General features: G+C 74.4%; 9 protein-coding genes. 1 reads left to right on the top strand and 8 read right to left on the bottom strand.

Annotated features, from left to right (window positions below):
• Positions 1 to 13 precede the first annotated feature (13 nt).
• From Z164_RS0110875 to Z164_RS20395, 5 genes are all read right to left on the bottom strand, one after another.
• On the bottom strand, positions 14 to 910 hold the full coding sequence (locus Z164_RS0110875; RefSeq protein WP_024890724.1) for a hypothetical protein: 897 nt from the start codon (positions 908 to 910) through the stop codon (positions 14 to 16).
• 14 nt (positions 911 to 924) lie between these two features.
• Positions 925 to 2,700 (bottom strand): ABC transporter transmembrane domain-containing protein, encoded by a 1,776-nt coding sequence (locus tag Z164_RS0110870; protein WP_024890878.1) that lies wholly within the window; start codon positions 2,698 to 2,700, stop codon positions 925 to 927.
• A 75-nt stretch (positions 2,701 to 2,775) separates the two neighbouring features.
• Positions 2,776 to 3,366, bottom strand: coding sequence for an IMPACT family protein (locus Z164_RS20400; RefSeq protein WP_043689857.1), 591 nt, complete (start codon positions 3,364 to 3,366; stop codon positions 2,776 to 2,778).
• 7 nt (positions 3,367 to 3,373) lie between these two features.
• Entirely contained in the window at positions 3,374 to 3,775 is a 402-nt protein-coding gene (locus Z164_RS0110860) for a hypothetical protein (protein WP_152540924.1), read from the bottom strand.
• A gap of 249 nt (positions 3,776 to 4,024) precedes the next feature.
• The gene (locus Z164_RS20395) at positions 4,025 to 4,612 is read right to left on the bottom strand and encodes an RNA polymerase sigma factor (protein ID WP_052338424.1); all 588 of its coding nucleotides are present in this window, start codon (positions 4,610 to 4,612) and stop codon (positions 4,025 to 4,027) included.
• A gap of 262 nt (positions 4,613 to 4,874) precedes the next feature.
• Here Z164_RS20395 and Z164_RS0110850 point away from each other — a divergent pair, with 262 nt between their 5' ends.
• Positions 4,875 to 7,700 carry a bifunctional diguanylate cyclase/phosphodiesterase gene (locus tag Z164_RS0110850; protein WP_024890721.1) on the top strand — a complete coding sequence of 942 codons (2,826 nt, stop codon included), beginning with the start codon at positions 4,875 to 4,877 and terminating at the stop codon, positions 7,698 to 7,700.
• A gap of 21 nt (positions 7,701 to 7,721) precedes the next feature.
• Here Z164_RS0110850 and Z164_RS0110845 read toward each other — a convergent pair whose 3' ends face one another.
• From Z164_RS0110845 to xseA, 3 genes are all read right to left on the bottom strand, one after another.
• A complete protein-coding gene (locus Z164_RS0110845; protein WP_081770151.1) occupies positions 7,722 to 9,212 on the bottom strand; it encodes an aldehyde dehydrogenase family protein in 1,491 nt (496 codons plus the stop codon).
• 88 nt (positions 9,213 to 9,300) lie between these two features.
• A complete protein-coding gene (locus Z164_RS0110840; protein ID WP_024890719.1) occupies positions 9,301 to 10,947 on the bottom strand; it encodes an acetolactate synthase large subunit in 1,647 nt (548 codons plus the stop codon).
• A 71-nt stretch (positions 10,948 to 11,018) separates the two neighbouring features.
• Positions 11,019 to 12,356 carry an exodeoxyribonuclease VII large subunit gene (gene xseA / locus Z164_RS0110835; RefSeq protein ID WP_024890718.1) on the bottom strand — a complete coding sequence of 446 codons (1,338 nt, stop codon included), beginning with the start codon at positions 12,354 to 12,356 and terminating at the stop codon, positions 11,019 to 11,021.
• Positions 12,357 to 12,631 lie beyond the last annotated feature (275 nt).

The raw sequence follows: 12,631 nt of genomic DNA, 5'->3' as shown, positions 1-12,631 counted from the left end.
CCTTGCGCCGGCATCATCCCGCCGCCGCGCGCCCGGCGCGATCGCAGGGCATCGCCGGGGTCAGCTCGGCGGCGTCCGGCCGCCAGCTCAGCACCGTCCGGCGCCAGGCCGGCACCTCGTCGAAATCGATCCGCGCTCGCCCCTGCGCGGCGGGCAGGCGGGCGCGCGGTTCGTCCAGCTGCAGGTCGGGAAGAGCGAGGCAGGGCGCCGGCATCTCCAGGCTGGCCAGGCGCGTGCCGTCGGCCAGGCGGACCGCGTGGAAGGTCGCGGCGACCCCGGCCGGCGGCCGCCAACGGTCGATCAGCAAGGCGGTGCCGTCCTCGATGTCCAGCAGCTCGCCGCGGCCCAGATCGACGATACGCAACGGGTCGTGCGCGATCATCAGCGTGTCGCCGGCCGGGGTCGCGATCCGGCTCCAGCCGTCGATCCGCGGCGGCAGGAAGCGACCGCTGTGCAGTCTCTCCGGACGCTCGTCGAGCAGGCGCTCGACCACCAGTTCGCCGCGGTCCACGTACAGCCGCGCCAGCCGCGGATCGCCGATGCTCGAGACGTCGAGGAAGGCCAGCAATCCGGCGCGGCCGGCGGCCTCGGCGGCGACGGGGCAATGCCTCGGCACGTAGGGCGCGCGTTCCGGGGCATCGGCGTACAGCAGGCGGGTGAGCCGTTCGCCGCACAGCGCCTCGCCCCTGAACCGGATCTTGTATCCCACCGCGGTCCGATCGGTGCCGGTGCTCCAGTCGTGATAGCGCCGTTCGATCCGGGTCGCGACCAGGCCGTCGCGATCGTAGAGCGTCTGCCGGGCGACCTTGTCGCAGCCGCCGGACAACAGCGCGGCCACCGCGCCGAGCAGGAGCGATGCGCCGCGGAACATGCGCGATTGCCGGATCGTGCGGAAGGCGCGCAGCCCCATGCCGTTCGCGACCGTCAGTCCAGGAACTGCAGCCGCGCCAGTTCCGCGTACAGCCCGCCCTCGGCGAGCAGGGCCTCGTGCCGGCCCTCGGCGACGATGCGGCCCTGGTCCATCACCACGATGCGGTCGGCCTTGAGCACGGTGGCCAGGCGGTGGGCGATGACCAGGGTGGTGCGCCCGCGCATCAGGGTCTCCAGCGCCTGCTGCACCGCGCGCTCGCTCTGCGCGTCCAATGCCGAGGTCGCCTCGTCGAGCAGCAGGATCGGCGCATCGCGCAGCAGCGCGCGGGCGATCGCGATGCGCTGTTGCTGCCCGCCCGACAGCCGCGCGCCGCGCTCGCCCAGCTGCTCGTCGTAGCCGGCGGGCAGGGCGCGGATGAAGTCGTCGGCCTCGGCCGCGCGCGCGGCGGCCTCGACCTCGGCGTCGGTGGCGTCCAGGCGCCCGTAGCGGATGTTGTCGCGCGCGCTGGCGGCGAAGATCGTGGGCTGCTGCGGCACCAGCGCGATCTGCCCGCGCAGCGCGGCCGGATCGAGCGTGCGCACGTCCAGCCCGTCCACCTCCACCCGCCCGACCTGCGGGTCGTGGAAGCGCAGCAGCAGCGCGAACACGGTGCTCTTGCCGGCCCCGGAGGGCCCGACCAGGGCGACGGTCTCGCCGGGGCGCACGTGCAGATCGACGCCGTCGAGCGCGGGTACGGCGTCGCGCCCGGGATAGTGGAAGACCACGTCCTGCAGCCGCACCTCGCCGCGCAACGGCAACGGCAGCGGCGCCGGCCGCTCCGGCGCGCGCAGGGTGGGCCGTTCCACCAGCAGTTCGTTGATCCGGCCCATGCCGCCGGCCGCGCGCTGCAGTTCGTTCCAGACCTCGGCCAGGGCGCCGACCGAGCCGCCGCCCATCAGCGCGTAGAGCACGAACTGGCCCAGCGTGCCCGGACTCAGGCGGCCGTCCACCACGTCGTGCGCGCCCGACCACAGCACCACGGTGATGGCGCCGAAGATCGCGGTGATCGCGATCGCGGTCACCACCGCCTGGGTGCCGATGCGCTTGCGCGCGGTGGCGACCGAGCGCCTGACCGCGTCGTCGAAGCGGCCGCGTTCCCAGGGCTCGTGGGCGTGCGCCTGCACGGTGCGGATCGCGCCCAGGGTCTCGGCGGCGAGCATGTTGGCGTCCGCCACGCGGTCCTGGCTCTGCCGCGCGATCTTCTGCAGGCGCCGCCCGCCCAGCACCAGCGGCAGCACGAACAGCGGAATGCCGATCAGGGTCCAGGCCGCCAGCCGCGGGCTGGTGACCACGAGCATGGTGAGGCTGCCGATCACCATCACCACGCTGCGCAGCGCCACCGACATGCCGGAGCCGACCACGCCGCGCAGCAGCTCGGTGTCGGCCGACAGGCGCGACACCAGCTCGCCGCTGCGGTTGCGCTCGTAGAAGGCCTGGTCCAGCCCGACCAGGTGCGCGTACAGGCGCATGCGCAGGTCGGCGATGACCCGTTCGCCCAGCAGCGAGACGAAGTAGAAGCGCGCCGCGGTGGCCAGCGCCAGGGCCAGCGCCACCGCGAACAGCAGCGCGAACGCGGCATTGATGTTGTCGGCGTCGCTGAAGCCGCGATCGATCATCTGCCCGACCGCGACCGGCAGGCTCAGGGTGGCGGCGGTGGAGGCCGCCAGCGCCAGCAACCACGCGATCAGCAGGCCGCGCTGCCGCGCCAGGAACGGCAGCAGGGTGCGCAGCACGCCGAGCGGCGCCTTGCCGCCGCGCGCGTCTGCGGAGTCGGGTGGGGGCTGGACCATGGGGAAGGACGAAGGACCGGATCGCGGCCGTCCAGTGTACGGGAAGGGCCGCGCCGGCCCGCCCCGCGCCGCGCTTCAGGCCGGCGCGTCGATGCGCACGCGATCGCGGGTCGCGTCGCGCAGGTGCCGGCGCAGCGCCTCCACGCGGTCGGCCGGCAGGCGCAAGCGGAAGCGCGCGCCGGCGGCGTCGAAGGCTTCCTCCAGCTTGTCGGCATCATGCAGCGCGAGCGCCTGGTGCACGCTGCCCAGATCGTCGAAGCCGGCGCGCAGGATCAGTTCGGTCTCCTCGATCAGCGGCGCGCGCGGGGCCAGCCGCAGGCATTCGGCCGCGGCCCCGCCGTAGGCGCGCACCAGGCCGCCGGCGCCGAGCTTGATGCCGCCGAACCAGCGCGTGACCACCACCGCCACGCGGTCGAAGCCCTGGCCGTCGATGGCGGCCAGGATCGGCCGGCCGGCGGTGCCGGCGGGCTCGCCGTCGTCGCTGGAGCGGTATTCGGCGCCGATCCGCCAGGCCCAGCAGTTGTGGGTCGCCTCGGGCACCGCGACCGCGCGCACGTGCGCCATCGCTGCGTCCGCGCTGTCGGCGGGCGCGGCGCGCACCAGGAATCGGCTGTGCCGCACTTCGAGCAGGTGCTCGGCGGGCGCGGCGAGGGTGTCGCGGCTCATGCGCGGCTCATGGCGGATCGGCGAGCGGCTTCAGGTCGTCCGGCACCGCCAGCCAGGGATAGCGGTTGCGCCATTCGGCGAGGCTCTCGCGCGCCTCGCGCAGCCGGCCCGCATCGCGCAGCTCGCGGATGCGCTGCAGCCAGGCGCGGTGCACCTCCGGAGAGTCCGCGGTCGCCGGCGGCGATTCGTCCAGGTCCTCGTCGGCCTGCGTCGCGGCGTCCGTCGCGGGCGCGTCGAGCGGCACCGGCGCATCGAACGCGACCGGGGGCGCGGGCGGCGCCGGCGGAGGCGGCGGCAGCGCGCGCAAGGCCCGCGCCGAGGCGGGTTCGACGGCCTCGGCTTGCGGCCGGGGCTGGCCGTGCGGCCGGTCGGCATCCGTCGGCTCGGCGGCGGACAGGGGGGCGGACACGGGGGCGGGCGGGAGCGCCGGCATCGCCGGCGCGGGCGCAGCGGCGGCGGCGCCGACGGCCGCGTCCGTGCAGCGGGGCGGGGGCGACGGCGGCGTCGGCGTCGGTCCCGCCGTCGCCGGCCGCCGCGCGCGCCATCGCCAGTACGCGCGCGTCCAGCTCCGCCGACGGGCCCTGCGCGGGCGCATGACGGGCCAGCTGCGCGGCCAGGGCGCGCTCCTCGGCGTCGAGCGGCGTGCGGTCGCGATGGCTCATGGCGCCAGCCGCCCCCTGAGCTTGTCCATCGCGTAGCGCAGCCGGGATTTCACGGTCTCGCGTCCGACGCCGGTGACGGCGCCGATCTCCTCCAGGGTCAGTTCCTGCTCCAGCCGCAGCAGCACCACCTCGCGCTGTTCGTCCGGCAGTTCGTCCAGCGCGGCCTGCAGGCGGGCGCGGCGCTCGTGTTCGTCCAGCGTAGTCTCCGGGGTGTCGTCGTCCGGTACACGGGCCAGGCGCGATTCGGCGTCCTGCGGCGGCGGCGGGCGATGGCGGGCGGCGCGCCAGTGATCGGCCAGGCGGTTGCGCGCGATCCGGTACAGCCAGGAGGCGAAGCCGGCGTCCGGACGCCAGTCGGCGCGCGCGGCGATCACCCGCTGCCAGACGTCCTGGTACAGCTCGTCGGCCAGCGCGGGATCGCGCAGCTGGCGCAGCAGGAACCGGTACAACCGCTGGCGGTGCCGCGCGTACAGGGCCTCGAACGCCGACGCCCGGCCGCCGGCATAGGCCTGCATCAGGGCTTCGTCGCTGTCGTCGTCTGCGGTCCGGGCGGAGGCATCGCTCACCGCGCGCAGGTTAAGCATTCGGCCGCCGCAGGTGAAGCGCCGCGGCGCGGGGAGGGCGCGCCGCGGGGCGCGGATGCCGACCTCGCGCGGGACGGCGCGGATCGCGGGTGGACGGGCGGGCAGGGGCATGGCCGGCAGGCCAACGCCCGGGCGCGGCGTGCGGGGTGAAGAATCCGTGCTGCCGCGGGCGCGGCTGCCGTTATGCTTCGCACCAGCAGGAGCGGCGCAGCGCGTGCACGAGACCGAGAACACTCTGGAAGCACCGGCGCGGACCGGACCGATGGACAGCGCGGAACTGCTGCGGGACCATCTGGCGGCGTTGCTGCCCGAGGGCGGGGAGGTGGCCGTGCACTGGCGCGATCCGCGCCTGGGCGAGGGCCGGGCGGCCACGCCCGGCGCCGCGGACGCCCTGAACCGGCGCGCCGCGGCGGCGCTGGCGGGGATCGGCCCGGAGGGCGAGTCCGGCCTCGACCTGCTCTGGGAAGAACTGGGCATGCGGGTGGCGGTGGCGGCGCGGGCGCGGCGGCCGCTGGATGCGGCCATGCGCGCGCGCTGGCTGCGGCTGGCCGAGAGCGCGGTGGCGCTGGCGGTGCGCGCCGAGCGCGCGCGGGCGCAGGTCCGCGCGCTGCAGAAGTCCGAACGCCTGCAGCAGGCGCTCTACGAGATCGCCGACCTGTCCGGCTCGTCGCTGGAGATGCAGCACATGCTGGCGCGGGTGCACGCGGTGGTCGCCGCGCTGATGTCGGCCGAGAACTTCTACATCGTGCTCTACGACGACCTGCGCGAGACGGTGCGCTTCCTCTACTTCGCCGACCGCATCGACGCCTGGAAGGCGGATCCGGAACGCGAGATCCCGCTCGACGACCTGCCCAACAGCCTGACCGCCGCGCTGCTGCGCTACGGGCAGCCGCTGTTCGGGGCGCCGGCGGCGATCCGCGCGCGGCTGGGCGTGGCGGCCGATCCCCGGCACGGCCCCGACAGCGCCGACTGGCTGGGCGTGCCGGTGCGCCGCGGCAGCCGCGTGTGCGGCGCGATCGTGGTGCAGAACTACGAGGTGCCGGACAGCTACAGCGTGGAGGACCGCGCGCTGCTGGAGTACGTGGCGCAGCACATCCTGACCGCGCTGGACCGCAAGCACGCGCAGCGCGAGCTGGAGCGCCGCGTCGACGAGCGCACCCGCGAGCTGCAGCGCGCCAACCGGGTGCTGCAGGCGGAGATCGTCGAGCGCCAGCGCGCCGAGCGCCTGCAGCGCGCGCTGTACCGGATCAGCGAGATGTCGGTGGAGGCCGGCAGCCTGACCCGCTTCTACGCCGACGTGCACGAGGTGGTCAGCGGGCTGCTGTACGCGGAGAACTTCTACATCGCCATGCTCGGCGGCGACGGCGCCCGCATCGAGTTCCCGTACTCGGTGGATGCGCGCGACACGGTGCGCCCGCCGCGGCAGCTCGCCCGCGGGCTGACCGAATTCGTGATCCGCACCGGGCAGGCGCTGCTGGCCGACCGCAGCACCATCGACCGCCTGGAGGCGGCCGGCGACGTGCGCAGCCAGGGCTCGCGCGCGCACTGCTGGCTGGGCGTGCCGCTGGTGCGCGACGGGGTGGCGATCGGCGCGATCGCGGTGCAGAGCTATACCGAGGACGTCGATTTCGACGCGCGCGACCAGGAGCTGTTGACCTTCGTCGCCCACCACATCGGCGGCGCGCTGTCGCGCAAGCGCGCGCAGGACTCGCTGAAGGCCGCACACGCCGAGCTGGAATCCCGGGTCGAGGCGCGCACGCGCGAGCTGCGCGAGGCCAACCGCGAGCTGCGCGCGCTGGTGGGCGAGCGCACCCGCGCCGAGCAGCGCCTGATCCACCAGGCGCGCCACGACCAGCTCACCGGCCTGCCCAACCGCGAGCACCTGCTGGAGAAGCTGGACGCGGCGATCGCCGCGGTGCAGGCCGGCGAGGCCGGGCCGTTCGCGGTGCTGTTCTTCGATCTCGACCGCTTCAAGCTGGTCAACGACAGCGTCGGCCATGCCGCCGGCGACGACCTGCTGGTCGAGGCCGGCCGCCGCGTGCGCCGCGCGCTGGCCGCCGGCGATACCGTGGCGCGCCTGGGCGGCGACGAGTTCGCGGTGCTGCTGCAGGAGGTGCCCGAGCCGCGGCTGGCGCAGCACGTGGCCGCGCGCCTGCTGGTCGAGCTGGGCCGGCCGATGTGGATCGCCGGGCGTGAGCTGTTCCCCTCGGCCAGCATCGGCATCGCCTGCTGGCAGCCGCGCTATCGCCGCGGCGACGAGATGCTGCGCGACGCCGATGCGGCGATGTACCGCGCCAAGGCGCTCGGCCGCGACCGCAGCGCGCTGTTCGACGAGCAGATGCGCGCCGAGGCGATGCGGCTGCTCGACCTCGAGGCCGACCTGCGCCGCGCCATCCTGGCCGACGATTTCGAGCCGCACTTCCAGCCGATCGTGCGCCTGCGCGACGGCGCGGTCGTCGGCCACGAGGCGCTGCTGCGCTGGCGCCACGAGCAGCGCGGGCTGCTCGGCCCGGACGCCTTCATCGGGGTGGGCGAGGACAGCGGCCTGATCGAACAGGTGGACTGGCTGATGTACCGCCACGTGGTGCGCTGGCTGAGCCGGCAGCCCGCCGGCTACGTCTCGATCAACGTCTCGCCGCGGCATTTCCGCTCGGAGGACTTCGCCGACCGCCTGCTGCGCCTGCTCGACGACGCCGGCGCCGACCCGGGGCGGCTGCGCATCGAGATCACCGAGGTCGCGCTGCTCGACGACGCCCCGCGCGCGCGCCGCATGCTCGGCGCGCTGCGCGAGCGCGGCGTGCTGGTGCTGCTCGACGACTTCGGCACCGGCTTCTCGGCGCTGTCCTACCTGCACCGCTTCCCGATCCAGTCGATCAAGATCGATCGCAGCTTCATCGCCGGCCTCGACGGCGCTTCCAGCGCCGAGAGCCTGGCGCTGGTCCGCGCGATCCTGGCGCTGGCCAGCAACCTCGGCATCGAGACCATCGGCGAGGGCATCGAGACGCTGCAGCAGCGGGATCTGCTGCTGCAGCTCGGCTGCGGCTTCGGCCAGGGCTACTACTACGGGCGCCCGGAGCCGTCGGCCTGAGCGCGGCCGCCGGCCGCGACCTCAGTGCTTGATCACCAGCAATCGCTGCTCGGTCATGTCCTCGATGGCGTAGCGCACGCCCTCGCGGCCGAGGCCGGAGCCCTTGACGCCTCCATACGGCATATTGTCGACGCGGAAGCTGGGCACGTCGCCGACGATCACGCCGCCGACCTCCAGCCGGTCCCAGGCGCGCATGGCGTGGCCGAGGTCGGCGGTGAAGACGCCGGCCTGCAGGCCGAACTCGCTGGCGTTGACGGTGTCGAGCGCGGCCTCGAAGTCGTCGAAGGGGTGCAGGCAGGCGACCGGGCCGAACACTTCCTGCCGGTACAGGTCGCTGTCGCGCGGCACCCGCTCCATCAGCGTGGCCGGCAGCATGTTGCCCTGGCGCGGGCCGCCGGCCAGGCGCTTGGCGCCGCCCTTGCGGGCCGCCTCCACCCAGGACTCGATGCGCTTGGCGGCGTCCTCGTCGATCACCGGGCCGATGAAGGTGTTCTCGTCGCGCGGGTCGCCCATGCGCAGCGCGGCCACCTTGGCCTTGAGCTTGCGGCGCACGCGCTCGTAGAGGTCGCGGTGGACCAGGATGTGCTGCACGCTGATGCAGCTCTGGCCGGACTGGTAGTAGGCGCCGAACACCAGGCGCTCGACGACGTGGTCGAGCGGCGCGCCGGGATCGGCATCGACGATGCAGGCGGCGTTGCCGCCCAGTTCCAGGGTGACCTTCTTGCGGCCGGCGCGGGCCTTCAGGTCCCAGCCGACCAGGCCGCCGGTGAAGCTCAGCAACGCGATGCGCTCGTCCTCGGTCAGCGCGGCGGCGTCCTCGTTGCTGCACGGCAGGACCGAGAACGCACCGCGCGGCAGGTCGGTCTCGGCCAGGATCTCGCCGATGATCAGCGCGCCGACCGGGGTCTTGGCGGCGGGCTTGAGCACGAACGGGCAGCCGGCGGCGATCGCCGGGGCGACCTTGTGCGCGACCAGGTTGAGCGGGAAGTTGAACGGGGTGATGAAGCTGCACACGCCGACCGGCACCCGCTTGACGATGCCGCGGTAGCCGCGGGTGCGCTCGGAGATCTGCAGCTCGATGGTCTCGCCCTCGATGCGGGTGGCCTCGCCGGCGGCGATGCGGAAGGTGTCGATCAGGCGGGTCACCTCGCCGCGGGCGTCCCTGATCGGCTTGCCGGCCTCGATGCACAGCGCCAGCGCCAGTTCCTCGAAGCGTTCCTCGAAACGGCGCACGCAGTGTTCGAGCGCGTCGCGGCGCTTGTCGGGCGGGAAGGCGGCCATCGCCACGCGCGCCTTGTAGGCGGCGACGATGGCCTTGCGCACCGCCGCGGCGTCGGCGAAGGCGACGCGGGTGGCGACCTTGCCGGTGTACTTGTCCAGCACGTCGAGATCGGCGTTGGCGGCGACCGCCTCGCCGGCCAGCCAGTAGGGGTAGCGGCGCGCCAGGCCGGCCTTGCCGGTGCGGCGCGCGGGCGACTTGGCGGATCGTGGGGTCTTCTTGGCCTTGGGCATGAGGGGCTCCTGGCGGGCGTCGGCGAAGCGGGCCGCGGTCGGCGATGCGGCGTGCGGCGCATCGCGGCGCGCTTCTACGGGGGAAGGATCATTGCACGGCCGCGCTCAGGCGCGGGATGTCCTCGTTGAGCAGGCGGTCGTCGTCGCGGTAGTCGATCGGCAGGTCGATCAGGTCCACGCCGGGGGTATCGAGCGCGCGCCGCAGCATCGGCAGCAGTTCCCCGGCCGAACGCGGTCGATGCCCGCGGGCGCCGTAGCTTTCGGCGTACTTCACGAAGTCCGGGTTGCCGAGGTCCATGCCGAAGTTGGGATAGTCCTCGTGCGACTGCTTCCACTTGATCATGCCGTAGGCGTCGTCGCGCAGGACCAGCACGGTGAGGTCCAGTCCCAGCCGTACGGCGGTCTCGAGTTCCTGCGAGTTCATCATGAAGCCGCCGTCGCCGGCCACCGCCAGCACGCGGCGGTCGGGGTGCACGATGCGCGCGGCGATCGCGCTGGGCAGGCCGGCGCCCATGGTGGCCAGGGCGTTGTCCAGCAGCAGGGTGTTGGGCCCGCGGCAGCGGTAGTCGCGCGCGAACCACAGCTTGTACAGGCCGTTGTCGAGGCAGACGATGTCCTCCGGCGCCATCGCCCGGGCGACGTCGGCGACCAGCCGCGGCGCGGTCATCGGGAAGCGGTCGTCGCCGGCGCGCGAGCGCATGTCGGCCAGCAGCGCCGCGCGCACGCGGTCGAAGAAGGCGAAGTCCCAGTGCGGCTGCGGCGCCAGCGCCTCGGCCAGCTGCCAGACGCTGTTGGCGATGTCGCCGACGACCTCGATCTGCGGGAAGTACACCGCGTCCACCGCGGCGCCGCCGTAGTTGACGTGGATCACCGTGCGCCGGCCCTTGCGCATGAAGAAGGGCGGCTTCTCGATCACGTCGTGGCCGACGTTGAGGATGCAGTCGGCGGCGTCGATCGCGCGGTGGACGAAATCGTGGTCGGACAGCGCGGCGTTGCCCAGCCACAGCGGGTGGGTCTCGTCCACCACGCCCTTGCCCATCTGGGTGCTGAAGAACGGGATGCCCAGCTTGTCGACGAAACCGCGCAGCATGCGCGAGGTGGTCTTGCGGTTGGCGCCGGCGCCGATCATCAGCAGCGGATGCCGCGCGCGCGCGATCGCCTCGGCGGCCTGCGCCACGGCCTTGTCCTCGGCCACCGGGCGGCGCGAGAAGCTGGCCGGGATCGGCACGGCCGCGGTCTCGTCGCCGGCGACGTCCTGCGGCAGTTCCAGGTGGACGGCGCCGGGGCGCTCCTGCTCGGCGCGCCGGAACGCCTCGCGCACGCGGGCGGGGATGCTGTCGGCGGAGACGATCTGCCGCGTGTACTTGGTCAGCGGGCGCATCATGTCCACCACGTCCACGATCTGGAAGTGGCCCTGGCGGCTGCTGCGGATGGGCTTCTGGCCGGTGACCATCAGCATCGGCATCGCGCCGAGCTGGGCGTAGGCGGCGGCGGTCACCAGGTTGGTCGCGCCCGGGCCCAGCGTGGACAGGCACACGCCGGCGCGGCCGGTGAGCCGCCCGTAGGTGGCCGCCATGAAGCCGGCGGCCTGCTCGTGGCGGGTCAGCACCAGCCGGATCGACGAGCGCCGCAGCGATTCGAGCAGGTCGAGGTTCTCCTCGCCGGGGATGCCGAACACGTACTCGGTGCCGTGCGCTTCCAGCGCGGCGACGAACAGGTCGGAGGCCTTGGTCATGCGGTCGCGATGCTCCCTCGGGGGGTGTGCAGTGTGCACCGGCCGCCGTGATCGCCGGGCGAGCGCGGCGTTCAGTCGCCGGCCGGCTCGACGCGCAGGCGCAGCTCGCCGTCGGCCAGCCGCCCGCGCAGCGCGTCGCCCGGCGCGGCGTCGCCGATGCCGCGCACCACGCGCCCGTCCTCGTGCAGCAGGATCGCGTAGCCGCGCGCCACGGTCGCCAGCGGGCTCACCGCCTCGAGCGCGCGCGCCAGCGCCAGCAGCCGCGCGCGCTCGCCGTGCAGCCGTCGCGGCAGCCCGGCCGCGAGCCGCGGCTGCAGCGCCAGCAGGCGCGCGCGCGCCTGCGCCAGGCGGGCCTCGGGGCGCTGCGCGCGCAGGTCGGCCTGGGCGTGGCGCAGGCGCGCCTGGCGCCGCTCCTGGCACACGCGCCACGCCGCGCGCAGCCGCCGCAGCGCGTCCTCGCCGCGACGCGCCAGCGCGGCCAGCCGCGCCTGCGGGCGCTGCGCGTGCAGGCGCAGCGCGGCGCGGTCGGCGCGCTGCGCTGCCTGCCGCATGCGGTGCGCGAACTGGCTGGCGTGGCGGCGCTGCAGCGCCTGCAGGCGCGCGCGCAGGTCGAGCCGGTCGGGCGCCAGCAGCTCGGCCGCGGCCGAGGGCGTCGGCGCGCGCAGGTCGGCGGCGAACTCGGCGAGGCTGAAGTCGGTCTCGTGCCCGATCGCGGCCACGATCGGCACCGGCGAGGCCGCCACCGCGCGCACCAGCGCCTCGTCGTTGAAGGCCCAGAGGTCCTCCAGCGAGCCGCCGCCGCGGGTCAGCAGCAGGGCGTCGTAGCGGCCCGAGGCGCCGGCCCGCGCCAGCATGTCGACGATCTGCGGCGCGGCGGTCGCGCCCTGCACGACCACCGGCAGGATCTCGATCTCGAGCAGCGGGAAGCGCCGGCCCAGCACGCTGATCACGTCGCGCACCGCGGCGCCGCCGGGCGAGGTGACCACGCCCAGCCGGCGCACCCAGGCCGGCAGCGGGCGCTTGCGCGCGGCGTCGAACAGGCCCTCGGCCTGCAGGCGCGCCTTCAGTTCCTCGAACGCGCGCCGCAGCGCGCCTTCGCCGGCTTCCTCCAACGCATCGACGACGACCTGGTAGTCGCCGCGCGCCTCGTACAGGGTGACGCGCCCGCGCGCGACCACCTTGAGGCCCTCGCGCGGCTGGAACCGCAGCCACTGGCTCTTGGGCCGGAACATCGCGCAGCGCACCTGGGCGCGCGCGTCCTTGAGGGTGAAGTAGAGGTGGCCCGAGGCCGGCCGCGAGACGTTGCCCAGCTCGCCCTCGACCTGCACCAGGGCGAACGCATCCTCGAGCAGGCTGCGGGCCAGGGTGTTGAGCTGGCTGGGCGTGAGGATCTCGTCGTGCGGGGCCATTGGCACAGGATACCCGGCCCGGCCGGTCGCGACCGGGCGCGCGCGGCATCGCCGGGCCCAGGGCGTATCGACCTTCGACCCGCAGCGCCGAGGCGGTCGCTTCTCCCGCGGGCGGTGGCATGCCGTTCCTTCTCCTTCCCCCGCGAGCGGGCGCATGCCGTTCCTTTTCCCGCAAGCGGGCTCATGCCGTCCCTTCTCCCGCGAGCGGGCGCATCTTGTTCCTTCTCCCGCAAGCCGCCGGATGAGGGCCGCTTTGCACGCCTGCGGCGTGCCCC

The organism is Luteimonas huabeiensis HB2, from assembly GCF_000559025.1.
Taxonomy (GTDB): Bacteria; Pseudomonadota; Gammaproteobacteria; order Xanthomonadales; family Xanthomonadaceae; genus Luteimonas; species Luteimonas huabeiensis.
Note: the sequence above shows the minus strand (reverse complement) of the source record. Positions and strands in the feature narration are given on the sequence as shown.